Below are 23,911 nucleotides of genomic sequence, written 5' to 3' on the forward strand. Positions count from 1 at the left end.
CTGCCGCCCTGCCGGATCATCCCACGGCGCGCCCGTCGAACCGGCCGGAGGCCTCCGAGGCCGCAAAGACGCCAGAGACCGCAGCGGCATCGGCGGCATCGGAGCCCTGAGGGGCCTCGAAGGCCTCAGCCGAACGACGCCCGCTCCAGCCAGAAGTCCAGCAGCTCGGTGTCCCCCAGCACCTCCACCCGATCGCTGTCGGCCGGAAGGCGCCGGTAGAAGACCAGCAGCACGTCCGCCAGCGGCCCCCGGACCGCCACCGTCGCCTTCTCGTGCGCCCGCCGCCATTCGAATCCGTCCTCGGTCAGCTCGATCAGCCACTCCGCGTCCGGCACGTCCGTGGCATGCAGATGGAGGGAGCGCCCGGCGCCCCGCAGCTCCACCGCGTGCGGGTCCCCGGAAGCCGCGGCAAAGGCGACGATCTCCAGCCACTCCTCGATGGTGTCCCCCGCCACCTCGGCGTCGACCTCGAACGCCACCCCGGCCGCCAGTGCCGCGTCCGCCCGGTGGATCACCGTCTCGTGCACCATCCGCCGCGCCCAGAACCCTGAGTGCTGCTCCCCGGCCCAGCTCCACACCTCGACATCGGGTCCCGCCGCACGCAGGGTCGCCACGAGCCGCTCCGCCCCCGCGGCCAACCACGCGCCCAGGGCGGCCGGTTCGGTGTCCCCCGGCCCCGCGGAGTCCGGCACCTGATCGTCCGGGACCGCCTCCGAGGCCTTCGTCCGTACGATGACCTCGGCCCAGCGATGCGCGCGGCCCACATGGCGGACCAGTTCCCCCAGACTCCACTCGGGGCAGGTCGGCACCGTCGCCGTCAGGTCGGCGTCCGTGAGTACGGCCCTCAACAGGGCGGTCTCCCGGACGAGTTCGTCACAGTATCGGTCGTGATCCAGAAGCGTCATGGCCGCACTGTAAACACACAGGTACCGAGAAATCCGGCGAATTTCCGGCCGATCCCGGAGAAGGACACAACGGCTCGGTCAAGGGCGCAACGGCCCGGTCAAGGGCGCCCGGCTCAGTCGAAGACGCCCGGCTCGGTCGCGGGCGCAACGGAGAGCGTCGGGCTCAACCACCGGGCAGCAGGCGGGTTTCGGCGGCGGGCATCCCCTTCCTCCACCAGTGGTCGTAGCGGCCGTAGGCCCTGGGGTCACGGTCGGCGAGGAGCCCCGTGAGCGACTCGGCCTCTGCCGCCAGCCCCTGCCAGACCTCCTCCGGGAGCGGCAGGAAGGCACTGGCCTCGATCCCTCCCTCCACAGGGCGCCAGACACCGGCGACGTAGCCGTCGACCAGCAGGGTGGGCAGCACGTCGCCGTTGATGCGGGTCACCTGCTTGCGGTACTCGGGCGGGATGACGCGGCTGCGGTCGGCGTAGGCGAGCAGGATGCTGTCCCACATCGCCATGAGCCGGGGTGGGGCCGGGGTGTCCTCGGCCGGCCGTGGCGCACCGGGGACGTCGTACAGCACCGTGCCGTCGGCACCTTCCAGTTGTTCGAGGTCGGCGTCGAGGGCCTGCACCGCCGCCCTGACCCGGGCCTTCTGGACCAGCGCGAACTGCGCCATGTCCGCCACCGACGCGGGCCCGAAGCCCTCCAGGTAGCGGCGGATCAGGGTCTGCAGCCCCCCGGCGGCGGCGTCGGGATCCGCCAGCACCGGCCGGGTGGCAGCCGCGAGGTACGACTGCTGGTTGTCGAACGACCAGGGCCCGCCGACCGGGGCGTGCCACAGCGGTGCGTACTGCCGCAGCATCCGCCAGGTCACCGGCTCTATCGGCACGCCCAGCCGCTCGGCGAGCCAGTCCCGCACCTCGGCGGTGGTACGCGGCCCGTCGGCGTACTTCAGCAGATCCGGGACGACCGCGTCGGCGTCGGCGGCGGTGAGTCCGGACGCCGTGAACCGGGAGTCGCCGAGCCTGGAGCCGCGCAGCGTCGGCTCCACGGCCTCGCGGAAGGCCCGGTAGTCCTCGGCGTGGACCAGGTGCAGCGTGATCCGCATCAGCGTCGCCTTGACCGCCTGGAGTCCGGCCACGGCGGTGTCGAGGTCCGCCGGGTCGAAGCCGCTGAGCCGGTTCCACAGCGCCACGTACGGCGAGGCGGGCTGCTGTGCCTGCAGGGCGACCACCCGTCGCACCCCGTCGGCGACGTCGAGCGGCTCCCGGCCGAGCAACAACTGCCGGGCGAGCGTGGAACGGTTGAGGGCGCGTGCGGTGATCACCATGGCGGGATTCTCTCGTCCCGGCGGGCCGCACGGAAGCCGCGCAAGCCGCGCAAGCCGCGCAAGCCGCGCAAGCCGCGCAAGCCGCGCAAGCCAGTCGTACGGAAACCTCCGCCCCCGGGGACTCACCCGCGAGCGGCAGCGGGCCTGCTGCGGAGTGTCGCCCGCAGAGCCGCTACACGCTCGGCCACAGAAACGGGCGGCGCAGGGCTGACGGCGGACCGTACGGCTCCGGTGCAACCGGCACAGATCCCGCCCTGTTGACCACGCGGCAGCGGATCCCGGCAGTCGGCACACTCCAGCGGCGCGGGGGCAGGTGCGGCGGCGTCCCGGCGGGCCCGTGGCTCGGGCAGTTTGCGCACCAGCCGGTCCGCGAGGATGCCGCGCGCGGTGAACACGACCGGCGGCAACCCATCGGTCAGCAAGGAACGGGCCTCCAGCTCCGGGACCCCACGTTCGAGCCACGGCACGACAAGCGGTGCCAGCGCGACCACGTCAGCGGCGCTCAGCGCCAACTTCGGCTCCACACGGGCCAGTCGGGACAGAAGAGCGGCCCCACGCCCCTCGGCATCCGCCGACTCCGGGGGCGAACCGGCGCCCGCCGCCACGGGCGCGGGGAGGGAGGGTTCTTCTTCCCGGTTCTGAACCCCTGAGTTCTGGACCCCTGAGTTCTGGACCCCCGAGGGGAACGCTCCCGCCTTCCCGCCATCCGCCACGCCGGTTCCCGCCGCGCCGGTTCCCGTAGGCGCGGGAAGCGGGGCATCCGCAGTCTGCGGCACGTCTGCAGTCTGCGGAGCGTCGAAGAGGTACGTCTCGGTACGCACCTGCCCGGTCCCCGCGTCCTTGACCGTACGGCGGATGTAGTACCCCAACTCGACCAGCTCATCGAGGGCGTTGGCCACGCCACGGCGGCCCAGTCCGGGATTCCTGTCGGCGAGGGTCCTCACGTCCTCCCGCGCCCCGTCGGGCAAGGAGAGGAGGTAAGCGAGAATGCCGCGCGCGGTGAAGCTGAGCCGCCGGTCCCGCAGGACCTCATTGCCCAGCACAGTGAAGGCGCGCGTGCGCGCGCTAAGGTGAATGCGCATCGAAGGTTCCCATCTTCGGTGTCGGGCCCCGGGGTGCTAGGAACACCGCCGGGGTCACCTGTACGTACATCGTTGGTAGCTGAGCGTAGCTCGCCTTGCGACGGAAGTCCCGGTTTCGGCCGGACAGTTACCCCTCTCGGTGCCGGTCGCCGAATCCCGCGCGAGCCGGACACACCTCCGAGGTCGGGCAGTTGTTACTGCCGAGGTCGTCCGGCGTGATCGGGTCGCCCCGGAACAGCACGGCTACTCCGTGCACTTCGCAGTAGGCACCGGTGTCGTCCTCAAAGGGAAACGTGTGCTTGCCGATCGGGCAGTCCGTCATGCCCTCGCCTCGCGCACCACGCGCCGCGACCTCTCGCCTGCGCGGCAGTTCTGCCAGTTCTCGGCATCGTTGCAGCTGAGGTTCCCCCGGTGTGGTTGTTGTGGCCCTAGAAGACCGGCACCGTCCCGGCGGACGTGGAGTAGATAAAGATCAAACTTACGCAGTACACACAGGCGTGGGCGCTGCTCAGTGCGTTGCCGCTCACGCTCCCATGCCCGTGGCGGCCACCAGTTCGCGCACGCCCGTCACCCGCGAGTGCTGGGACCGCAGGTCGTCCACAATCTTCCGGATCGCGGGCCGGTCGCGGATCTCGCCCGGCGAGACGCGCATCGCGGCCAGCAACTCGGCGGCTGTCTGCTCCGCCTTGCCCCACTGCCACCAGGCACGCCCGAGGTCGGTGTGCATGCGCGCCTTACGCTCGGCCGTCGCGAACTGGCTTTCGCGCAGGTCCCGCCCGGCTTCCAACGCGGCGCCCGCGTCCCCCAACGCCCAGTGAACCCCGACGGCGTACAGGTCGAGAACGGGGGCCGATGCCTGGTAGAGAGCGGGCCGGTGCGGGCTGGACCCGAAGTACTGCCGGAGCATCTGCTTGATCCGTTGCCGGGATCGCATCGGATCGACGATCAGAACATTCCTGATGGTTGTAAGACGGCCATCAGGAAGGTGGGTGGGAAGGGAAAGCCACTGTCGTTGGAGCGGGTCACCGAGGGCTGCCAGCCGGGCCCGGTGCTGGTAGTCGCGGCGGGTGAACTGAACGTCGTCCAGGACGATCCAGTAGCCCGCCGCGAACAACTTGGCCACGGTCGTCAACCAGGGGAAGGGGTTGGGCTGGTGGATCGCGCACAGCCCGCCCGACGGCGGCAGCTCACGTCGTGAGGAGGCGGCTGTCGAAGCCGCTGGCGAGGAGAGATTCGTAGGCGGCATGCACATCCTCCGGGACGTCCTGGGCGATGGCGAAGCCGAGCTTCGGATACTCGATCACCCGCTGGAGGTCACCGACGAGCATGTCCAGGACGAGCTTCTCGTCGCCGATGCTCTTGAGATAGTCGTCGAACTCCAGTGGCTCCGAGGCGCAGATGATCTCGACCTCGGGCCACAGCTTGCGGGCGGTGGCGAAGGAGCGTCGCTCCATGTAGGGCTTGGAGACCAACAGCACCGTCTTCGGCGTGATCCCGGCGGTGGCGAGCACAGCGCGCGACAGGGTGATGTTCTGGCCGGTGTTCCCGGCGGTGGGCTCCAGCAGAATCGCCGGGGCGGGGACGCCGAGCTCGATGGCGTGCTCGCGGAAGTGCACGGCCTCCCCGCGCGGGAACACCCTGGCGGTGGTGGGGCTGTTCCCGCCGGTGAAGACCAGGTGCGGGAAGAGCCCGGCGCGATAGAGCTCGGCGGAGAACACAGCCACTCCGAGGTCGTGGCTGCCCAGGCCGATCGCCGCGTCGGCGGGCCGGGCCTCATGGTGCATCTGGTGGTAGTCCCAGATCAGCTTCGCTTGCTGCCGCTGGTCCTCGGTGAGTGCCTGCTGGTTGTCGCTCACGCGTATCCCCCCGTGGTCACCGTCACCGGGGCCGGGCCAGCCCCTCACTCATGGCGTGATGCCCCTCGATACTGCGCAGTTGGTGCGGCCAGTATCCCCGAACCGAACCCAGCTCAGCTCAGCTCAGCTCCCGGACAGCTGCCCCGTCGAAGGCACCTTGTCCTTGACGTCGACGCCCGCGCTCTTCCCCGCGTCCTTCACCGAGTTGATCACGTCGTCGAAGGTCCCCGCCGCGCTGCCGTCCCCCTTGCGCAGCTTGCTCGGCAGGCTCTTCAGCGAGGCGACACCGGCCGTGAGCGGCGCGACCGCCTTCGCGAGGTGCGGGTCGCCCTTGGCGTTGTTCAGGGCGGCCTTGAGGCGGTTGTACGCGAACGTCCCGGCCAGCCCCGCCTTGACGACCGCGACCGTCCGTCCGTTCGCGCCCTTCTTGAACTTGCCGTTCCTGAACGGCTTCACGATCCACTGGTACGCCGCCCCGGCCGCGAGTCCCGCGTTGGCGACGAAGCGGGTCTTCGCGAGCTTCTGCTGCTCGGCGGAACTGGTCGCCGACGGGGCCGCCGCGTGGGTCGCCGCGGCCTGCGCGCTGGCGTCGCTCCCGCAGCCGGTGCCCCCGGCCAGCAGGGCCCCGGACAGGGCCAGGGCGACGGCGGAACGGCGGAGCGGGGCGGTGCTGACCACGGCGGACCTCCGGAAGCCTGGGTTCGGGAGCATGTTCAGGAGCGCGTACGGCGGCACGTACGGCGTACTGCGCAGCCTCACCCGCCCCGCCGGGGGCCGCCAGCCCGGACGGCCCGTACGGGTTTCACGCACGCACAAGCGGCAACACGTTCGAGCATGTCTCGCTATTCGAACGCAAGTAATCCGGCGGCGAACATCATCATGGTCATCGCCGATGTCGTGGCCTTCATCCTGGCCCTGTGGATCGTGATGTACCTGCTGGACGCGAACCGGGCCAACGACCTGGTGCGCTTCGTCCACCACGCGGCCGACTGGCTGGCCGGCTGGTCGCGCGACATGTTCACCTTCGACGAGGCGTGGGCCCGGGTCGTCGCGGGCTACGGTCTCGCCGCGGTCGTGTACCTCGGCATCGGCCACCTCGTGGCGGGCCGGGTGCGCCGCTGAGAGGGGCCGGGTGCTCCGCTGATACGGCGGCGGCCCGGGTGACGGCCGGTCAGCGGCAGCAGTCCGGGGCGAGCCCGGTCGGCAGGCGGGTGCCGCCGAAGACCTCGGTGGTCGCCTCGTCACCGCCGAGCGCGGCCACCGCGAGCAACAGGGAGCCCGCCGTCCAGCTGGTGCGCTCCTCGGGCCACAGCGCCCGGTCGTCGAAGACGTACCCCGTCCAGTACAGGCCGTCCTCGGCGCGCAGGTGCCGGATGGAACGGAGAATCTCCAGGGCGCGGTCCGACTCCCCCATCGCCCAGAGCGTCAGGGCCAGTTCACAGCTCTCGCCGCCGGTCACCCAGTTGTTGGGCAGCACACAGCGCACCCCCCACTCCGGTACGACGAAGCGGTCCCAGCCCTCCTCGATACGCTCCTTGGCGGCCGTGCCCCTGATCGCGCCCCCGAGCACCGGGTAGTACCAGTCCATCGAGTACCGGCTCTTGTCCAGGAAGCGCTCGGGGTGGCTGCGGATGGCGTGGCCCAGCGCTCCGGCCGCCAACTCCCAGTCGGGCTGCGGCTCTTCGCGCGCCTCGGCGAGCGCGAGGGCGCAGCGCAGCGCCTGGTAGACGGACGAGGAACCGGTCAGCAGCGCGTCCCGGACGACCGCCCCGCCCTCTTCGGCGGGCTCCCGCTTCCAGCCGATCTCACCGCCGGGCTGCTGGAGCCGGAGGACGAATTCGACCGCCGCGTACACGACGGGCCACATCCGGTCGGCGAAACCGTCGTCGCCGGTGGCCAGGTAGTGGTGCCAGACGCCGACGGCCACGTACGCGCAGAAGTTGGACTCCCGGCCCCGGTCGGTGACCCGCGCCGCGTCCCCGTCCTGGTAGGCGGCGTACCAGGAGCCGTCGTCGTTCTGGTGCGCGGCGAGCCACTGGTACGCCCGCTCCGCCGCCTCGTGCTGGCCCGCGGCGTCCAGCGCCATGGCCGCCTCGGTGTGGTCCCACGGGTCGAGGTGGTGGCCGCGGAACCACGGGATCGCGCCGTCCTCCCGCTGTTCGGCAAGGATTCCGGCGACGGTCAGGTCGGCCTGCTCGGCGGTGAGCACTCCGGGCAGAACGAGGTGTTCGGTGCGGCCCGGTGAGGTCACGCGCCCACCCGGGGGGTGTGCGGCTTGGTCGCGTACGCCACGAAGCTCTTGCCGACGACCGGGTTCAGCGCCCGCTCGGCGAGCCGGGTGGCCAGCGGCTTCTTCATGATGTCCCAGACCAGCAGCTGGTGGTAGGCGCGGACCGGCAGGGCCTGGTCGTTGTCCACGCCGAAGGCGCACTTGAGCCACCAGTACGGGGAGTGCAGAGCGTGCGCGTGGTGGCTGCCGTACGGGCGCAGACCCGCCTCGCGGATCTTGCCCAGCAGTTCGTCCGCCTTGTAGATGCGGATGTGGCCGCCCTCGACCTCGTGGTACGCGTCCGACAGCGCCCAGCACACCTTCTCGGGCCCGTAGCGCGGCACCGTGATCGCGATCCGGCCGCCGGGTTTCAGTACGCGCACCATCTCGGCGAGCACCCCCTTGTCGTCCGGGATGTGCTCCATGACCTCGGAGATGATCACGACGTCGAACGAGGCGTCGGGGAACGGCAGGTTGAGCGCGTCGCCCTGCATGGCGGTGGCGGTGGCGCCCGCCGGGGCCTCCCCCTCCTGCCGCATGGCGGCGAACCACTTGGCCACCTCGCGGATCTCGTCACCGTTCTGGTCGAGGGCCACGACCTGTGCGCCGCGCCGGTAGCACTCGAAGGCGTGCCGGCCGGCGCCGCAGCCGAGGTCGAGCACACGGTCGCCCGGAGCGAGCGGGAAGCGGGAGAAGTCCACGGTCAGCACGGGTCTGCCTTCTTCGCTGGGAGGGTGGGGGTACGGGCTGGCTGGTGTCAGGCGCTCGGGCGCCGGGCCGCGATGGCCTCGCGGTAGCGCTCCACGGTGCCGATGGCGGCCTGTTTCCAGGTGAAGCGGGCCAGGACGCGCTCCCGGCCCGCCGCGCCCAGCCGGGTACGGAGCACGGGGTCGGCGAGCAGCCGGGACAGTGCGGCGGCCAGCGCGCCCGCGTCCGCGGGCGGCACCGCCAGGCAGGTCTCGCCGTCGGGTCCGGCGACTTCGGGGATCGCTCCGCCGGTGGTCGCCACCAGCGGGGTGCCGGTGGCCATCGCCTCGGCGGCGGGCAGCGAGAACCCCTCGTACAGCGAGGGCACGCAGGCGACCTGCGCGCCGCGCACCAGGTCGACGAGTTCCTCGTCGCTGATGCCCTTGACGAACCTGACGGCTCCGTCGAGCCCGTACCGCTCGATGGCCTGCGCGACCGGTCCGTCCTCGGCACGCTTGCCGACGACGACGAGGTGGGCGTCCGGGTGCTCGGTGCGGATCTTCGCGAGGGCCTCGACGAGATGGACGAGCCCCTTGAGCGGTACGTCGGCGCTGGAGGTCGTCACGATCCGGCCGGGCACCTCCGCGACGGCGGGGTCGGGCGACCACAGTCCGGTGTCGGCGCCTATGTGCACGACGTGGATCCGGTCCCGGCGCACCCCGAGGTCGTCGATGATCTCCTGCTGGGAGGAGCCGGAGACGGTGAGGACGGAGGGCAGCCGGCGGGCGACCCGCTTCTGCATCCGGGTGAAGCCGTACCAGCGGCGTACGGAGGCCCGGCGGCGCCAGTCCCCGGCCGCTGCTAGGTCGAGTCTGCGGTCGACGGTGATGGGGTGGTGGACCGTGGTGACGAGGGGCGCGCCGAGGTCGCCGAGAAGCCCGTAACCGAGGGTCTGGTTGTCGTGGATGACGTCGAACTCGCCGCGCCTGGCGGTGAGATGACGCCTGGCGCGCAGCGAGAAGGTCAGCGGTTCGGGGAAACCGCCGGTCCACATGGTTCCGACCTCGACGGCGTCGATCCAGTCGCGGTACTCGTCACGGGCGGGGGTGCGGAAGGGGTCGGGGCTGCGGTAGAGGTCGAGGCTGGGCAACTCGGTGAGCGGTACGCCCTCGTCGAGGACCGGGAAGGGCTGGGCGCCGATCACCTCGACACTGTGCCCGAGCCGGGCGAGCTCCCGCGAGAGGTGCCGGGCGTAGACGCCCTGGCCTCCGCAGAAAGGATTTCCCTTGTACGTGAGGAACGCGATGCGCAGCGGGCCCTCCGTACCGGAGCTGGAGCCTCCGGCGAGGGGGCCCGACTCTATGGCCTCAGCGGTCACACTCGGCCCCCTTCTCACAGCACTCTCGGCGGAGCGTAGCCGCTCACGCTAATCTAGAACAAGTTCTCGCAGGCCTGAGCTCCGAAGGCGCGCTCCGGGAGAACTCGGCCAGTCTTGATCGATCGACGAGCTTCGAATCTACCGGCAGGTAGCACCGTCGTAACAGCCGGATCAGGTGATTCGCGCCACGGCGGGAGCGGATGGGACAGATGACAGTGGAAGCCAAGCCGGCGTCGCCGCCCCTGACGGAACGCCAGGAGGCCCGCCGCCGCCGGATTCTGCACGCGAGCGCCCAGCTGGCCATCCGGGGCGGCTTCGACGCGGTACAGATGCGCGAGGTCGCCGAGGACTCGTCGGTCGCGCTCGGCACGCTCTACCGGTACTTCCCCTCCAAGATCCATCTGCTGGTCGCCACCATGCAGGACCAGCTCCAGCACCTGCACACCGCCCTCCGCAAACGGCCCCCCACGGGGGAAACCCCCGCCGAGCGTGTGGCGTCGACCCTGATGGGCGCCTTCCGCGCGCTCCAGCGGGAGCCGCATCTGGCGGACGCGATGGTCCGGGCGCTGACCTTCGCCGACCGGAGCGTCAGCCCCGAGGTGGACACGGTGTCCCGCCAGACGACGGCGATCATCCTGGACGCGATGGGCCTGGAGCGCCCGACGCCCGAGCAGCTCTCGGCGGTCCGGGTCATCGAGCACACCTGGCACTCCGCGCTGATCACCTGGCTGTCGGGGCGGGCCTCGATCGCCCAGGTGAAGATCGACATCGAGACGGTCTGCCGGTTGATCGACCTGACCGCCCCGGACAGCGGTTCGCGCTGAACCGTGCCGGGCACGGGTGGGGCGGGCACGCGGTCGTACGGCGCACGGGTGGGGCGGGCACGCGGCGCGCGGTCGTACGGCGCACGCGGTCGTACGGCGCACGTGCCACGCGCCCGCCTCACTCGCCGGGTCACTCAACGAATCACTCAACGGGTCACTCGACGAGCACTCGTCGGGTCACTCGTCGGGCGGGAAGACCGCCTCCCCGCTCCCGAGCAGCGTGATCGTGATGGCCTCGACCGGACAGCCCTCGGCCGCGGCCAGCACCTTCTCGTGCGCGTCGGTGTCCGGTGACCGCGGATGGGACTGCCGCGCCGAGTCGAGCGCGAACCCGTCGGGGGCGTGGTTCACGCACATCCCCGAGCCGATGCAGACGGACCGGTCGACCTCCACGTGCCAGCGGTCGCCCATCACCCGGCCCCGCCCGCCGCCGGTTCGTACCCGGCCGGGAGGTGGATCATCTTGTGCTCGAAGTACTCGCCGTAGCCCTCGGGGCCGAACTCCCGTCCCACACCGGAGTTCTTGTAGCCGCCGAACGGCCCGAGCATGTCGAGGCTGAAGGTGTTCACGCTGTAGGTGCCCGTCCTGACCCGGCGGGCGATCTCGATGCCGTGCTCGACGTCCGCGGTCCAGACGCTGCCGCTGAGGCCGTACTCCGAGTCGTTGGCGATCTTCACCGCCTCCTCCTCGTCGCCGTACGGCAGCAGGCAGATCACCGGGCCGAAGATCTCCTCGCGGGCGATGCGCATCGAGTTGTCGACGTCCCCGAAGAGCGTCGCCTCGACGTACCACCCCTGCTCCATACCGGCCGGACGGCCGCCGCCGGTGAGGATCTTGGCGCCTTCCTCCTGGCCGATCCGGATGTAGTCCAGCGAGCGCTGCTGCTGCCGCTGGGCGACCAGCGGGCCGAGCTCGGTCGCCGGGTCCATCGGGTCGCCGACCTTCAGCGCACCCGCCGCCGCCGCGAACGCCTCGGCGATCTCGTCGTACCGGCTGCGCGGCACCAGGATCCGGGTCTGCGCCACGCACGCCTGCCCGTTGATCATCCAGGCGAACGGCACGATGCCCGCGACGGTCGACTCCAGGTCCGCGTCCGGGAGGATGATCGCCGCCGACTTGCCGCCCAGTTCCAGCGTCACCCGGGTCAGATTGCGGGCGGCGACCTCCATCACGCGCTTGCCCGCGGCGACCGACCCGGTGAACGACACCTTGTCGATACCGGGGTGCCCCACCAGGTACTCGCTCACCTCGCGGTCGGCCGGGAGGATCGACAGCACCCCCTGGGGCAGCCCGGCCTCGCGGACGATGTCGGCCAGGACGTACGCGTCCAGGGGCGTCTCCGGCGAGACCTTGAGGATGGCCGGGCAGCCCGCGAGGAGCGCGGGCGCGAGTTTGGCCGCCGCCGTGAACTGCGGGACGTTCCAGGGGACGACCGCGGCCACCACCCCGACCGGCTCGCGCCGGACGAGCAGTTTGCCGAGGACGCCGTCCCGCTGCTCCTCGTACGGGAAGGCGCGCGCGGTCGTGATCGCCGCGTCCCACACCATCATCGAGGCGAGCGCCTGCACCATCACGCTGGAGGTGTACGGGGTGCCGTTCTGGGAGCTGATGACCCGGGCGATCTCCTCGTACCGCACGGCGAACGCGTCCTTGATCCGGGTGATCACCTCGATCCGCTCGTCCAGCGACATCCGGGGCCAGGGCCCCTCGTCGAACGCCTGCCGCGCCACGGCGACCGCGCGGTCCACATCGGCCTCGCAGGCGTGCGGCACGCGCCCGATGACCTGCTCGGTGTGGGGCGAGACGACTTCGATGACTTCGGTACCGAGAGGTTCCACCCACTCCCCACCGATGAAGAGCTGTCCGTGTTCCACAAGCTCGGTCATGACTGACTGCCTCCCGGGGGACGCTACCTGACGCTGTATCAGACATCGCTGTATCAGAAACTGATACCAGTTCTACTTCGCATCCGGAAGCCCCGGTCACCCCCGGATCCCCCGATCCCTCCGGCGATCGGCGCGGGTTCGCGCCCGACCTCCCGTTGAAACCGGTTCTAGTTATAGTGAGCGCTGGGCAAGGGCCGCTCCACGGACGAAAGTTGAGGACGCCATGACGCAGGTGACCGAGCACGGTGGAGGCGTCTGGTCCCTGAAGGTCCCCATTCCGGACAATCCCCTGGGCCACACCCTGGTCCATGTCGTCGACACCGACCGCGGCCCGGTGCTCATCGACACCGGCTGGGACGACCCCGCCTCCTGGGACGCGCTGACCTCGGGCCTGGAAGCCCTCTCCCTCGCGGTCACGGACATCCACGGGGTGCTCATCACCCACCACCACCCCGACCACCACGGCCTGTCCGGCCAGGTGCGCGAGGCCTCCGGCGCCTGGCTGGCGATGCACGCCGCGGACACCGAGATCGTCAAACGCTCCCGCAGCTCCGAACCCGGTGTCTGGCTCGACTACCTCACCAGGAAGCTCGCCGCCGCGGGGGCGCCGGAGGACCACATCGCACCGCTGCGCCAGGCCCGCGCCTCGGGCCGGACCTCCACCCTGCCCGGCGTACGGGCGGCCGTCCCCGACCGCGAGATCGTCCCCGGCGACCTGCTCCCGCTGGCCGGGCGCAGGCTGCGCGCCGTCTGGACACCGGGGCACACCCCCGGCCATGTCTGCCTGCACCTGGACGAGGAGCACCCCGCACAACTCGCGGGCAACGGCAGGCTCTTCTCCGGTGACCACCTGCTGCCCGGCATCACCCCGCACATCGGGCTGTACGAGGACCCCGACGACGCCACGGTCACCGACCCCCTCGGCGACTACCTCGACTCCCTGGAACGGATCGGCCGGCTGGCCCCCGCCGAGGTGCTCCCCGCGCATCAGCACGCCTTCACCGACGCGCCGGGGCGCGTCCGCGAGTTGCTGGCCCACCACGAGGACCGGCTGCGGGACCTGCGCACCCTGCTGGCCCGGCCGCTCACCCTCTGGCAGATCGCCGAACGGATGGAGTGGAACCGCCCCTGGGAGCGGATTCCGTACGGATCGCGCAACATCGCGGTCTCGGAGGCCGAGGCACATCTGCGCCGCCTGATGAAACTGGGTCAGGTGGAAACCGTCACCGGAAGCGATCCGGTCACCTATACGGCGGTATGACCCGGAGCGTGCGCCCGGCTGCGGCCAACCCCCGCGTGACAAGCCCTGATCCGCCCACCGAGCGGCGCACGGAGGGCTGGTGAACTCAGCACCGGCGGAGGATAGTCCGCAGGTCGGAGTAGCGTTATGGTCGTGATCCAGTACCGCACATCACGAGGGGGGCGGCTACCGATGGCGCCGGACGAGGCTGTGGTCGGCTGCACGGGGAAGCTGATCGTGGCCACGCGCGGGTCCGCCGGTCCCGGTGAAGTCCTGGTCCAGGTCAGGGGCGGCTGGGAAGCCTTTCTCGCCTGGTCCGACGAGCCGTTGTCGTACGGGGCGACAGTGCTCGTGATCGAATCCCGCGGTACGCGCCAGGTGGATGTCATCGAGTGGACCGATCCCGTGGATCCGCTGGATGCGCTGACCCAGGACCCCGGCGACACCGACTAAGGAGACCAAGGATGTTGGGTTATCGCGTTCCGGCGCCGGACGAGGCCATGCTCATCTCGGGAGGACGGCGCGGCCTGGGAGGTGCGCCCTTCCGGGTGGTGACCGGACACGGCAAGTTCGTACTGCCGATATTCCGCAAGACCCGCTTCCTGACGCTGGCGATGTGCGAGGCGGAGGTCGCCGAGACCTGTGTGACGCGGCAGGGCATCGTGCTGACCGTGCGTGCCGTGATCGCGTTCAAGGTCGGGAACGACACCGAGAGCATCGTCAACGCGGGCCAGCGCTTCCTCTCCGACCAGGACCAGATGTCGGTGCTGACCGGCCGGATCTTCTCCGGTCACCTGCGCTCGATCATCGGCTCGATGACCGTCGAGGAGATCGTCACCGAGCGGCAGAAGCTCGCCACCGAGGTCCTGGAGACCTCGAAGACCGAGATGGCGAAGATCGGCCTGATCGTGGACTCGCTCCAGATCCAGTCGATCGACGACGGCGAGACGGGCTACATCGCGGCGATGTCGGCCCCGCACACCGCGGCCATCCAGCGGCAGGCGCAGATCGCCCAGGCGCAGGCCACCCAGGCGTCCGTCGAGGCGCAGCAGGAAGCCACCCGTAACCAGGCCGAGTACGCGCGGCAGACCGCCGTCGTGCAGGCGCAGTACTCGGCCGAGGTGGACCGCGCGCAGGCCCAGGCCGCGCAGGCGGGTCCGCTCGCGCAGGCGCACGCCCAGCAGGAGGTGCTCGCCGCCCAGACCGAACTGGCCGAGCGCGCGGCCCAGTTGCGCCAGCAGCAGCTGGTCGCCGAGATCGTGAAGCCCGCCGAGGCGGACGCCGAGCGGATCAGGGTCCTGGCGGTCGCGGAGGCCGAGCGGATGAAGATCCAGGCCGCGGCTGCCGCCTCGTACGACCGGGTCGCGCTGGACCGGATGCTGATCGACCAGCTCCCGCAGATCGTCAAGGAGGCCGCGTCCGGCCTCGCGGGCGCCAATGTCAACGTGCTCAACGGCGCCGACGGCCTGGGCGAGATCGCCGCCGGTCTGGTGGGCCAGGGTCTGACGATCCTCGACTCGGTACGGAAGAACCTGGGCGCGCAGGACGGCGAGGGGCACCACCAGGGCGGCCGGGGTGCGGAGATCCAGCGCTACCTGAGCAGCACGGCGAAGCCCGGTGACGACAGCGACAACGGTCCGATCGACATCAAGTAGGCAAGTGAGCAGGTGACGGACCCGGCGCGGGAACGCTGCGCGGCGGGAACGTGACAGCGGCCCGCCCGGTGGAACGGGGCGGGCCGCTGTCACGTTCCCGCGGGCCCCCCGCGCCCGGGGACGTCTGTTCGACGGCCGGTACAGTGGGCAGGTCGTCATCACACCCGCGCAGGCCCGGCACGGAGCGCATCCGAACCGTCCCCGGCGGCGAGCCGGAACGCCCGGTACGCGGATGTGACCGGCTCGCGTCACCGGAAACCTCCGGTGGCCGGCACCGTCGAGGTACACGGAGCCGGAGCCCCGGTGCCTGAGCGGGACCGTGCCCCGGCTTCCCCGCAGGAGAGGCCCCCGCCCGTCATGACTTTTCGCCGCAGCGCCACCGCGCTCGCCGCGTCCGCCGTACTCTGCGCGGTCGCTGCTCCGACGGCATTCGCCGATGACGCCTCGCCGTCCGCCTCGCCGTCCGTGGTGATCCCGTCGGGGCTGTACGGCAAGACGGACCCCACGTACGACGGCGTCTGGCGGCAGTCGCTGGCGCTGCTCGCGCAGCACACGGTCGGCGTGCGGCCCGCGGCGAAGGCCGTCGACTGGCTCACCGGGCAGCAGTGCGCCGACGGCGGGTTCGCCTCCTTCCGCGCCGATGTGACGAAGCCCTGCGACGGCAAGGTGCTGCTGGACACCAACGCCACCGCGGCGGCCGTCCAGGCGCTGTCCGCGCTCGGCGGTCACGACGACGCGGTGAAGAAGGGTGCCGGCTGGCTGAAGTCCGTGGCGGGCAAGGACGGCGGCTGGAGCTACAACCCGGGCGGGGCCAGTGACGCGAACTCCACCTCCGTGGTGATCGGCGCGCTCGCCGCCGCCGGTGAGCCGACGGCCGCGGCCAGGAAGATGCTGGTCTCGCTGTCGATCCCGTGCGACGCCAAGGACGGGGGCGGTGCCTTCGCGTACCAGCCCGACAAGAAGTCCGGGAAGCTGTACGCCAACGCCGACGCGTCGGGGGCCGCCGTCCTGGGTGCGCTGGGCCTCGGACTGGCCCCGGACCCCGGGGGCAAGGACGCCGGGGGCACCGGCTGTCTGAACGCGTCGACGCCCACGCAGGCCGCGCACAACGGCGCCACCTACCTCGCCGGAGCGACCGCGGGCAAGGCCTACCTGAAGTCCGCGATGCCCGGCGCCGAGGACCAGCCCGACTTCGGCAACACCGCCGACGCGGTGACCGCGCTCGGCGCCGACGGTCTCCCCGCGCAGGCCAAGCAGTCCCTCGCCTGGCTGGAGCAGAACGCGGGCCCGTGGGCCGCGCAGGCCGGACCCGCCGCGTACGCCCAGCTGATCTTCGCCGCGCACGCCAACGGCGCCGACCCGCGCGCCTTCGGCTCCCTCGACCTGGTCGAGCAGCTCAACGCGACCGGCCCCGCGCCCGTCACGGCGAAGTCCGCCGAGAACGCGGAGAAGAAGGACAGCGACAGCTCCGGCGTCAGCGTCTGGTGGATCGTCGGCATCGGTCTGGTCGCCGGGATCGGCATCGGGTTCCTGATCAGCATGCGCGGCAGGAAGCGAACGTCCTGATGCGGCGCCCGATCCACCGGTCCGCCGCCCGGCACCGTACGGCTGCCCCGGCCGCCGTGCTGACCGTCGTGGCAGCTCTCGCCCTCGCGCTGCTCGGCGCCGTGCCCGCGCAGGCCGCGGGGTACCGGTACTGGTCGTTCTGGGACCGTACGGGCAGCTCCTGGACGTACGCCACCCAGGGCCCGTCCACCGCCCGGCCCTCCGACGGCGACGTCCAGGGCTTCCGGTTCGCGGTGAGCGAGGACTCGCAGGACGCGAGCAAGCCGCGCGGCCCCGCCCGCTTCGACACCATCTGCGGGAAGACCCCGGCCGAGGACGGCGCCAAGCGGGTCGCGCTGGTCATCGACTTCGGTACGGCGGCCGACGCCCCCGGCGGTGAGAAGCCGCCCGTGGTGCGCACCGCGTGCGCCCGGGTCGGCACCGACGCGACCAGCGCGGAAGCACTGGCCGCGGTGGCCAAGCCGCTGCGTTACAACAGCGAGGCGCTGCTCTGCTCGATCGCCGGGTATCCGAGGACCGGGTGCGGCGAACAGGTCTCGACGGCCCACCAGGATCCGCAGAAGAAGCCGTCCGCCGACGGTGGCGGCAGTGACAGCGGCGGTCCTTCCGCCGGGCTCGTCGGCGGGCTGGCCGCGGTGGTCGTGCTCGGCGCCGCAGGTGTGTGGCAGGCGCGCCGCCGGCGTAACAGCGGATGACTGTCCAGCTCCGCGCCCCCGCTGTCGGCCGCAGCAACGCCCTGCACGCCGGGGCGTGGTGGCTGTGGGCCCTCGGGCTCGCCACCGCCGCGTCCCGCACCACCAACCCGCTGCTGCTCGGACTGCTCGTCGGGGTCGCGGGCTACGTGGTGGCGGTCCGGCACACCGACGCGCCGTGGGCCCGCTCGTACGGCACCTTCGTCCGGCTCGGGCTGTTCGTCGTCGCCGTCCGGCTGGTCTTCTCCGTCGTGCTCGGCTCCCCGATCCCGGGCTCCCACGTGCTGTTCACGCTGCCCGAACTCCCGTTGCCGCACTGGGCGCAGGGGGTGCGGATCGGCGGCCGGGTCACCGCGGAGCAGCTGGTCTTCGCGCTGTACGACGGTGCCAAGCTGGCCACCCTGCTGATCTGTGTGGGCGCGGCGAACGCGCTCGCCAACCCGGCGCGGCTGCTCAAGTCCCTGCCGGGCGCGCTGTACGAGGTCGGCGTGGCGGTCGTCGTCGCGATGACCTTCGCGCCGAACATGGTCGCCGACGTGGTGCGGCTGCGCACCGCCCGCAGGCTGCGTGGCCGTCCGACCGGCGGGTTCCGGGCCGTCCTGCAGATCGGGCTGCCGGTCCTGGAGGGGGCGCTGGAGCGCTCGGTCGCGGTCGCCGCGTCGATGGACGCGCGGGGCTACGGCCGTACGGCCCGGGTCCCGGCCGCCGTCCGGCACACCACGACCGTGCTGACACTCGGCGGGCTGCTCGGTGTCTGCGCGGGGACCTACGGGCTGCTCGCCGCCGAGGGCGCCTCGTACGGCCTCCCGGTGCTGGCCGTGGGGCTGCTGGCGGCGCTCGCCGGGCTGCGGCTGGGTGGCCGGCGCTCGGTCCGTACCCGCTACCGGCCCGACCGCTGGGGCCCGCGCGCCTGGCTCGTCGCGGGTTCGGGGATCGCCGTCGCCGCGCTGATGATCTGGGCGGGCAGCTACGACGCCGAGGCCCTGCACCCGGGTGTCGTCCCGCTGGTCGCGCCGCAGCTGCCGCTCTGGCCCGCGGCCTCCGTGCTGATCGGGCTGCTTCCCGCCTTCGTGGCTCCCGTACCGAAGGAGACGGTGTAAGTGATCCGGTTCGAGCGGGTGTCGGTGACCTATGCCGACGCGCCGGAACCCACCCTGCGCGGGGTCGATCTGACCGTCCCCGAGGGCGAGTTGGTCCTGCTGGTCGGCCCTTCGGGGGTCGGCAAGTCGACGCTGCTCGGTGCCGTCTGCGGGCTGGTCCCGCACTTCACCGGCGGGGTGCTGGGCGGCCGGGTCACCGTGGACGGCCGCGACACCCGTACCCACAAGCCGCGTGAACTCGCCGACCTGGTGGGGACGGTGGGGCAGGATCCGCTCGCCCACTTCGTGACGGACACCGTCGAGGACGAACTGGCCTACGGCATGGAGTCGCTGGGGGTGGCGCCCGACGTGATGCGCAGGCGGGTGGAGGAGACCCTTGACCTGCTGGGCCTCACCGAGCTGCGCGACCGGCCGATCGCGACGCTCTCCGGCGGTCAGCAGCAGCGCGTCGCGATCGGCTCCGTGCTGACTCCGCACCCCAAGGTGCTGGTGCTCGACGAGCCGACGTCGGCGCTGGACCCGGCCGCCGCCGAGGAGGTGCTGGCCGTGCTCCAGCGGCTGGTGCACGATCTCGGCACGACCGTGCTGATGGCCGAGCACCGGCTGGAGCGGGTGGTGCAGTACGCGGACCAGGTGATCCTGCTGCCCGGTCCCGGTGAGCCGCCGGTGATGGGCGCGCCCGCCGCGGTGATGTCGCGCTCCCCGGTCTTCCCGCCCGTGGTGGCGCTGGGCAGGCTGGCGGGCTGGGACCCGCTGCCACTGTCCGTACGGGACGCGCGCCGCCGGGCCGCCGCGCTGCGCGAGCGGCTGGCGGACCGTACCCCGGTGGCCCCTGTACCGCCGCCGCCCGCGGAGCCGGTCGCCGTCACCGCGAAGCTGGGGCTGCGGCGCGGGCGGGTGGAGGCGCTGCGGGAGGTCTCGCTGTCGGTGCGCCCCGGCGAGACGGTCGCCCTGATGGGCCGCAACGGCGCCGGGAAGTCCACCCTGCTCGGCGCGCTCGTCGGGATGCACGAACCGACGTCGGGGTCGGTGCGCGTCGGCGGGAAGACCCCGCACCGGACCTCGCCGCGCGAGATGATCCGCCGGGTCGGGCTGGTACCGCAGGAGCCGCGCGATCTGCTGTACGCGGACACGGTGGCCGCCGAGTGCGCGGCGGCCGACGCGGACGCGGGCGCGGCGCCGGGCAGTTGCCGGGCGCTGGTCTCCGAGTTGCTTCCCGGCGTCCCGGACGCCACCCATCCGCGCGATCTCTCGGAGGGCCAGCGGCTCGCCCTGGCGCTGGCGGTCGTCCTGACCGGGCGGCCTCCGCTGCTGCTGCTCGACGAGCCGACCCGCGGTCTCGACTACGCGGCGAAGAGCCGTCTGGTCACGGTGTTGCGCGGCCTCGCCCGGGAGGGGCACGCCCTGGTGCTCGCCACCCATGACGTCGAGCTGGCCGCCGAACTCGCCCACCGGGTCGTCGTCCTGGCCGACGGCGAGATCGTCGCGGACGGGCCGACACCCGATGTGGTGGTCTCGTCGCCCGCGTTCGCCCCGCAGGTCTCGAAGATCCTCGCGCCGCAGGACTGGCTGACCGTGACCCAGGTACGGGAGGCGCTGTGAGGGCCATCGGCCTCGGCCCGCGCTCGGTGGCCGCGCTGGTCCTGATCAGCGTGCTCGGGGTGTTCGCCTTCGGCTGGCCGCTGCTCGCGGACCCGGCGTCCGGGCTGGCCCACTCGCAGGACGCGCCGTGGCTGTTCGCCGCGCTGCTCCCGCTGCTGGTGGCCGTCGTGGTGGCGACGATCGCGGACGCCGGTCTGGACGCCAAGGCGGTGGCGATGCTGGGTGTGCTGGCGGCAGTGGGCGCGGCACTGCGCCCGCTCGGCGCGGGCACGGCGGGCCTGGAGCCGATGTTCTTCCTGATGGTGCTGAGCGGGCGGGTGCTCGGTCCCGGCTTCGGTTTCGTCCTGGGCTCGGTGACGATGTTCGCCTCGGCGCTGCTGACCGGCGGGGTCGGGCCCTGGATGCCGTTCCAGATGCTCGCGATGGGCTGGTTCACGATGGGCGCGGGGCTGCTGCCCGGCGCCCGGAGGCTGCGCGGGCGGGCCGAACTGCTGATGCTCGCCGGTTACGGATACCTGGCGGCCTTCGCGTACGGCACGGTGATGAACCTCCAGGGCTGGACGTACATCGGCGGGCTCTCCACCGGGATCTCCTTCCGCCCGGGGGACGCGGTCGGCGACAACCTGGTCCGCTTCTTCGCGTACTGCGCGGCGACCTCGCTCGGCTGGGACCTGGGGCGGGCGGTCGTCACGGTGGCGCTGACCCTCGCCGTCGGGTCCACCGTCCTCAAGGCACTGCGCCGGGCGACCCGGCGGGCCGCCTTCGACGCGGAGGCCGCCTTCGCCCCTGAGGCCGCGGAGGCCGCTGTCGGCTCCGGGACCGCCGGGGCCGCCGTCGGCCCGGTGGCCGCTTCCGGTACCGGTACCGGTACGGCGGCTGCTCCCGGTCCGGGCGTCCCCGGTCCAGGTGTCCCCGGTCCGGGCGTCCCCTCCGACGTGCCGCCCGGTGGAACCGGCTGACCACGGACCGCCGCCCCGAGCGCGCGGGCGGCGGCGCCGGGTCACAGCCGCTGGATGATCGTCCCGGTGGCCAGCGCCCCGCCCGCGCACATGGTGATCAGGGCGAATTCCTTGTCCCTGCGCTCCAGTTCGTGCAACGCGGTGGTGATCAGCCGCGCCCCGGTCGCCCCCACCGGGTGCCCCAGCGCGATCGCCCCGCCGTTCACGTTGACCTTCTCCAGGTCCTGCTCGAACACCTGGGACCAGCTCAGCACCACCGAGGCGAAGGCCTCGTTGATCTCGACGAGGTCGATGTCCTTGAGCGACATGCCGGCCTTCCCCAGCACCGCACGCGTCGCGTCGATCGGTCCGTCCAGGTGGAACTTCGGGTCCGAGCCGACCAGCGCCTGGGCGACGATCCGGGCGCGCGGCCTGAGCTTGAGCGCCCGCGCCATCCGCTTGGACGCCCACATGATCGCGCAGGCGCCGTCGGAGATCTGCGAGGAGTTGCCCGCGGTGTGCACGGCCACCGGCATGACCGGCTTGAGCCGGGCGAGGCCCTCCATCGTGGTGTCGCGCAGCCCCTCGTCCCGGTCGACGAGCCGCCACATGCCCTGCCCGGCGGACTGCTCCTCCTCCGTGGTGGGCACCTGGACGGCGAACGTCTCCCGTTTGAAGCGCTCCTCGGCCCAGGCGGTGGCCGCCCGCTCCTGCGAGATCAGCCCGAGCGAGTCGACGTTCTCCCGGGTCAGCCCCCGGTTGCGGGCGATGCGCTCGGCCGCCTCGAACTGGTTCGGCAGGTCGACGTTCCACTCGTCGGGGAACGGCTTGCCCGGACCGTGCTTGGATCCGCTGCCCAGCGGCACGCGTGACATCGCCTCGACACCGCAGCTGATGCCGATGTCCACGACCCCGCCCGCGATCATGTTGGCGACCATGTGGCTGGCCTGCTGCGAGGATCCGCACTGGCAGTCCACGGTGGTCGCGGCGGTCTCGTACGGCAGCCCCATGGCCAGCCAGGCGTTGCGCGCCGGGTTCATGGACTGCTCGCCGGCGTGGGTGACCGTACCGCCGACGATCTGCTCGACGCAGTCGGCGTGGATGCCGGTGCGGCCGAGGAGTTCGCGGTAGGTCTCGCCCAGCAGATAGGCGGGGTGGAGATTGGCGAGCGCGCCTCCGCGCCTGCCGATCGGGGTACGTACGGCTTCGACGATGACGGGTTCCGCGGCCATGAGCTCGTCCTCTCCTCCACGTCCGTGCGGGCGTCCCGGCGCCCGCACGAAAGAACTGATACGCGTTCTAGTTCTCCGTGCAGTCTTATGAGTGCTACCCCCGGTACGCAAGGGCCTTGCACGGGTATTAGGGCCTGTGCGGAGTTTCCCCGTGGAGCAAGGAGTGGCGCTGGGCGCGTGCGATCGCAAGGCGCCGAAATGCCCCCATAGCGGAGCTACGGGGGCATTTCGGCAACGCCGCGAGTGTGCGTGCCCAGCGCCGCGACGCCGCGGGGGAACTCCGCACAGGCCCCGAGGGCCTGTGTTCCGGGGATCGGGGCGCCTCGGTGCGCAACAACTCTTCCCGGAACCCTTGCTCCTTGTAGAACTCGTTACTATCTTTCGGTGAGTTTCTGATGGTCCGTCAGACCGATGGCCAGAGCTTGGAGTTGGAGGAGCCGATGCACTGCCCCCATCTGCCCGAAGGGTTCGACTTCACCGATCCGGACCTGCTCCAGGACCGGGTGCCCCACCCGGAGTTCGCCACGCTCCGGCAGACCGCTCCCGTCTGGTGGTGCACCCAGCCGACGGGCGTAGCGGGCTTCGACGACTCGGGCTACTGGGCCGTCACCCGGCATGCGGACGTCAAATACGTCTCCACGCACCCGGAGTTGTTCTCCTCGAACACCAACACCGCGGTCATCCGGTTCAACGAGTCGATCAGCCGCGACCAGATCGACGTCCAGCGGCTCATCATGCTCAACATGGACCCGCCCGAGCACACCCGGGTCCGCCAGATCGTCCAGCGCGGCTTCACCCCGCGCGCCATCCGCTCGCTGGAGGAGGTGCTGCGCAACCGCGCCCGGTCGATCGTCGAGACCGCGCTGGCCAACTCCGCGGACGACGGCTCCTTCGACTTCGTCACGAACATCGCGGTGGAGCTGCCGCTGCAGGCCATCGCGGAACTCATCGGCGTGCCCCAGCAGGACCGTTCGAAGATCTTCGACTGGTCCAACAAGATGGCGGCGTACGACGATCCGGAGTACGCGATCACCGAGGAGGTCGGCACCGAGGCGGCGATGGAGATCGTCTCGTACGCGATGAACCTCGCCGCCGACCGCAAGGAGTGCCCGGCCAAGGACATCGTGTCCCAGCTGGTCGCCGCCGAGGGCGAGGGGAACCTCTCGTCCGACGAGTTCGGCTTCTTCGTCATCCTGCTCGCGGTCGCGGGCAACGAGACCACCCGCAACGCCATCAGCCACGGCATGCACGCGTTCCTCACCCACCCCGAGCAGTGGGAGCGGTACAAGGCCGAGCGCCCGGAGACGACGGCCGAGGAGATCGTGCGGTGGGCCACCCCGGTGGTCTCCTTCCAGCGCACCGCGACGCAGGACCTGGAGCTCGGCGGTCAGCAGATCAAGGCGGGCGACCGGGTCGGGGTCTTCTACTCGTCGGCCAACAACGACCCCGAAGTCTTCGACAGCCCGGAGCAGTTCGACATCACCCGTGACCCCAATCCGCACCTGGGCTTCGGCGGCGGCGGCCCGCACTTCTGCCTCGGCAAGTCGCTCGCCGTACTGGAGATCAACCTGATCTTCAACGCCATCGCGGACGTCCTGCCGGACCTGAGACTGGTGGGCGACCCGCGGCGGCTGCGCTCGGCCTGGCTGAACGGGATCAAGGAACTCCAGGTGAACCGCGGCTGACA

Annotated in this window: 23 protein-coding genes; 11 read left to right on the forward strand and 12 right to left on the reverse strand. The window is 71.6% G+C overall.

The annotated features are described in order from the left end of the window. Positions 1–125 precede the first annotated feature (125 nt). The 6 genes from OG709_RS09645 to OG709_RS09670 all read right to left on the reverse strand — a co-directional run bounded on the left by OG709_RS09645 (position 126) and on the right by OG709_RS09670 (position 5,833). A complete protein-coding gene (locus OG709_RS09645) occupies positions 126–905 on the reverse strand; it encodes a maleylpyruvate isomerase N-terminal domain-containing protein (protein WP_329165622.1) in 780 nt (259 codons plus the stop codon). A gap of 163 nt (positions 906–1,068) precedes the next feature. Next, positions 1,069–2,217, reverse strand: coding sequence for a winged helix DNA-binding domain-containing protein (locus OG709_RS09650; protein ID WP_266643389.1), 1,149 nt, complete (start codon positions 2,215–2,217; stop codon positions 1,069–1,071). A gap of 122 nt (positions 2,218–2,339) precedes the next feature. Beyond that, a complete protein-coding gene (locus tag OG709_RS09655) occupies positions 2,340–3,299 on the reverse strand; it encodes a helix-turn-helix domain-containing protein (protein WP_329165624.1) in 960 nt (319 codons plus the stop codon). 523 nt (positions 3,300–3,822) lie between these two features. Next, positions 3,823–4,545: a WbqC family protein gene (locus OG709_RS09660; RefSeq protein ID WP_329165626.1), complete on the reverse strand. Its 723-nt coding sequence runs from the start codon at positions 4,543–4,545 to the stop codon at positions 3,823–3,825. Further along, on the reverse strand, positions 4,487–5,155 hold the full coding sequence (locus tag OG709_RS09665; RefSeq protein WP_266643385.1) for a YdcF family protein: 669 nt from the start codon (positions 5,153–5,155) through the stop codon (positions 4,487–4,489). Before OG709_RS09665 ends, OG709_RS09660 begins: the two co-directional genes overlap by 59 nt. Before the next feature lie 123 nt (positions 5,156–5,278). Then, on the reverse strand, positions 5,279–5,833 hold the full coding sequence (locus OG709_RS09670) for a hypothetical protein (RefSeq protein WP_405684836.1): 555 nt from the start codon (positions 5,831–5,833) through the stop codon (positions 5,279–5,281). A gap of 156 nt (positions 5,834–5,989) precedes the next feature. Between OG709_RS09670 and OG709_RS09675 the strand changes: the two genes are divergently transcribed. Next, positions 5,990–6,277, forward strand: coding sequence for a hypothetical protein (locus OG709_RS09675; protein ID WP_250304286.1), 288 nt, complete (start codon positions 5,990–5,992; stop codon positions 6,275–6,277). A gap of 49 nt (positions 6,278–6,326) precedes the next feature. Here the strand turns inward: OG709_RS09675 and OG709_RS09680 are convergent, their stop codons facing one another. The 3 genes from OG709_RS09680 to OG709_RS09690 are packed head-to-tail and all read right to left on the reverse strand — an operon-like array spanning position 6,327 to position 9,489. After that, a complete protein-coding gene (locus tag OG709_RS09680) occupies positions 6,327–7,406 on the reverse strand; it encodes a prenyltransferase/squalene oxidase repeat-containing protein (protein WP_250304284.1) in 1,080 nt (359 codons plus the stop codon). Continuing rightward, positions 7,403–8,134 carry a class I SAM-dependent methyltransferase gene (locus OG709_RS09685; RefSeq protein ID WP_250304282.1) on the reverse strand — a complete coding sequence of 244 codons (732 nt, stop codon included), beginning with the start codon at positions 8,132–8,134 and terminating at the stop codon, positions 7,403–7,405. The genes OG709_RS09680 and OG709_RS09685 overlap by 4 nt, the downstream gene beginning before the upstream one ends. A gap of 47 nt (positions 8,135–8,181) precedes the next feature. After that, a complete protein-coding gene (locus OG709_RS09690; protein WP_250304280.1) occupies positions 8,182–9,489 on the reverse strand; it encodes a glycosyltransferase family 4 protein in 1,308 nt (435 codons plus the stop codon). 209 nt (positions 9,490–9,698) lie between these two features. Here OG709_RS09690 and OG709_RS09695 point away from each other — a divergent pair, with 209 nt between their 5' ends. Further along, a complete protein-coding gene (locus OG709_RS09695; RefSeq protein WP_250304277.1) occupies positions 9,699–10,313 on the forward strand; it encodes a TetR family transcriptional regulator in 615 nt (204 codons plus the stop codon). Between the two features lie 177 nt (positions 10,314–10,490). On the opposite strand, the gene OG709_RS09700 is transcribed toward OG709_RS09695, so the two are convergent. Both OG709_RS09700 and OG709_RS09705 read right to left on the reverse strand, forming a co-directional pair. After that, the gene (locus OG709_RS09700) at positions 10,491–10,724 is read right to left on the reverse strand and encodes a ferredoxin (RefSeq protein WP_250304275.1); all 234 of its coding nucleotides are present in this window, start codon (positions 10,722–10,724) and stop codon (positions 10,491–10,493) included. Beyond that, positions 10,724–12,199: an aldehyde dehydrogenase gene (locus OG709_RS09705; protein ID WP_329165632.1), complete on the reverse strand. Its 1,476-nt coding sequence runs from the start codon at positions 12,197–12,199 to the stop codon at positions 10,724–10,726. Before OG709_RS09705 ends, OG709_RS09700 begins: the two co-directional genes overlap by 1 nt. Positions 12,200–12,422: 223 nt before the next feature. Here OG709_RS09705 and OG709_RS09710 point away from each other — a divergent pair, with 223 nt between their 5' ends. From OG709_RS09710 to OG709_RS09745, 8 genes are all read left to right on the forward strand, one after another. After that, on the forward strand, positions 12,423–13,460 hold the full coding sequence (locus OG709_RS09710) for an MBL fold metallo-hydrolase (protein WP_250304270.1): 1,038 nt from the start codon (positions 12,423–12,425) through the stop codon (positions 13,458–13,460). A 171-nt stretch (positions 13,461–13,631) separates the two neighbouring features. Further along, positions 13,632–13,892 carry a hypothetical protein gene (locus tag OG709_RS09715; protein ID WP_250304268.1) on the forward strand — a complete coding sequence of 87 codons (261 nt, stop codon included), beginning with the start codon at positions 13,632–13,634 and terminating at the stop codon, positions 13,890–13,892. An 11-nt stretch (positions 13,893–13,903) separates the two neighbouring features. After that, positions 13,904–15,094: an SPFH domain-containing protein gene (locus OG709_RS09720; RefSeq protein ID WP_250304267.1), complete on the forward strand. Its 1,191-nt coding sequence runs from the start codon at positions 13,904–13,906 to the stop codon at positions 15,092–15,094. Between the two features lie 357 nt (positions 15,095–15,451). Then, positions 15,452–16,660 (forward strand): prenyltransferase/squalene oxidase repeat-containing protein, encoded by a 1,209-nt coding sequence (locus OG709_RS09725; protein ID WP_266643380.1) that lies wholly within the window; start codon positions 15,452–15,454, stop codon positions 16,658–16,660. Then, positions 16,660–17,355 carry an SCO2322 family protein gene (locus tag OG709_RS09730; protein ID WP_326694967.1) on the forward strand — a complete coding sequence of 232 codons (696 nt, stop codon included), beginning with the start codon at positions 16,660–16,662 and terminating at the stop codon, positions 17,353–17,355. The genes OG709_RS09725 and OG709_RS09730 overlap by 1 nt, the downstream gene beginning before the upstream one ends. Continuing rightward, a complete protein-coding gene (locus OG709_RS09735; protein WP_250304261.1) occupies positions 17,352–18,452 on the forward strand; it encodes an energy-coupling factor transporter transmembrane component T in 1,101 nt (366 codons plus the stop codon). The genes OG709_RS09730 and OG709_RS09735 overlap by 4 nt, the downstream gene beginning before the upstream one ends. Continuing rightward, a complete protein-coding gene (locus OG709_RS09740; protein WP_326694966.1) occupies positions 18,453–20,054 on the forward strand; it encodes an ABC transporter ATP-binding protein in 1,602 nt (533 codons plus the stop codon). It abuts the gene before it with no gap. Then, positions 20,018–21,013 carry an ECF transporter S component gene (locus tag OG709_RS09745; RefSeq protein ID WP_443068572.1) on the forward strand — a complete coding sequence of 332 codons (996 nt, stop codon included), beginning with the start codon at positions 20,018–20,020 and terminating at the stop codon, positions 21,011–21,013. The genes OG709_RS09740 and OG709_RS09745 overlap by 37 nt, the downstream gene beginning before the upstream one ends. A 41-nt stretch (positions 21,014–21,054) precedes the next feature. Here the strand turns inward: OG709_RS09745 and OG709_RS09750 are convergent, their stop codons facing one another. After that, positions 21,055–22,224: a steroid 3-ketoacyl-CoA thiolase gene (locus OG709_RS09750; protein WP_250304257.1), complete on the reverse strand. Its 1,170-nt coding sequence runs from the start codon at positions 22,222–22,224 to the stop codon at positions 21,055–21,057. A 440-nt stretch (positions 22,225–22,664) separates the two neighbouring features. On the opposite strand from OG709_RS09750, the gene OG709_RS09755 reads away from it, so the two are divergent. After that, complete coding sequence (locus OG709_RS09755; RefSeq protein WP_250304254.1) at positions 22,665–23,909, forward strand: cytochrome P450; 1,245 nt, start codon at positions 22,665–22,667, stop codon at positions 23,907–23,909. Positions 23,910–23,911 lie beyond the last annotated feature (2 nt).

Source organism: Streptomyces sp. NBC_01267, assembly GCF_036241575.1.
Lineage (GTDB): Bacteria > Actinomycetota > Actinomycetes > Streptomycetales > Streptomycetaceae > Streptomyces.

What these genes read in the sequence shown, in the direction of transcription:
- OG709_RS09645 (WP_329165622.1), bottom strand. Translation starts at nt 905, where the DNA reads ATGACGCTTCTGGATCACGACCGATACTGTGACGAACTCGTCCGGGAG.
- OG709_RS09650 (WP_266643389.1), bottom strand. Translation starts at nt 2,217, where the DNA reads ATGGTGATCACCGCACGCGCCCTCAACCGTTCCACGCTCGCCCGGCAG.
- OG709_RS09655 (WP_329165624.1), bottom strand. Translation starts at nt 3,299, where the DNA reads ATGCGCATTCACCTTAGCGCGCGCACGCGCGCCTTCACTGTGCTGGGC.
- OG709_RS09660 (WP_329165626.1), bottom strand. Translation starts at nt 4,545, where the DNA reads ATGCCGCCTACGAATCTCTCCTCGCCAGCGGCTTCGACAGCCGCCTCC.
- OG709_RS09675 (WP_250304286.1), top strand. Translation starts at nt 5,990, where the DNA reads ATGTCTCGCTATTCGAACGCAAGTAATCCGGCGGCGAACATCATCATG.
- OG709_RS09695 (WP_250304277.1), top strand. Translation starts at nt 9,699, where the DNA reads ATGACAGTGGAAGCCAAGCCGGCGTCGCCGCCCCTGACGGAACGCCAG.
- OG709_RS09700 (WP_250304275.1), bottom strand. Translation starts at nt 10,724, where the DNA reads ATGGGCGACCGCTGGCACGTGGAGGTCGACCGGTCCGTCTGCATCGGC.
- OG709_RS09705 (WP_329165632.1), bottom strand. Translation starts at nt 12,199, where the DNA reads ATGACCGAGCTTGTGGAACACGGACAGCTCTTCATCGGTGGGGAGTGG.
- OG709_RS09710 (WP_250304270.1), top strand. Translation starts at nt 12,423, where the DNA reads ATGACGCAGGTGACCGAGCACGGTGGAGGCGTCTGGTCCCTGAAGGTC.
- OG709_RS09715 (WP_250304268.1), top strand. Translation starts at nt 13,632, where the DNA reads ATGGCGCCGGACGAGGCTGTGGTCGGCTGCACGGGGAAGCTGATCGTG.
- OG709_RS09720 (WP_250304267.1), top strand. Translation starts at nt 13,904, where the DNA reads ATGTTGGGTTATCGCGTTCCGGCGCCGGACGAGGCCATGCTCATCTCG.
- OG709_RS09725 (WP_266643380.1), top strand. Translation starts at nt 15,452, where the DNA reads ATGACTTTTCGCCGCAGCGCCACCGCGCTCGCCGCGTCCGCCGTACTC.
- OG709_RS09730 (WP_326694967.1), top strand. Translation starts at nt 16,660, where the DNA reads ATGCGGCGCCCGATCCACCGGTCCGCCGCCCGGCACCGTACGGCTGCC.
- OG709_RS09735 (WP_250304261.1), top strand. Translation starts at nt 17,352, where the DNA reads ATGACTGTCCAGCTCCGCGCCCCCGCTGTCGGCCGCAGCAACGCCCTG.
- OG709_RS09750 (WP_250304257.1), bottom strand. Translation starts at nt 22,224, where the DNA reads ATGGCCGCGGAACCCGTCATCGTCGAAGCCGTACGTACCCCGATCGGC.
- OG709_RS09755 (WP_250304254.1), top strand. Translation starts at nt 22,665, where the DNA reads ATGCACTGCCCCCATCTGCCCGAAGGGTTCGACTTCACCGATCCGGAC.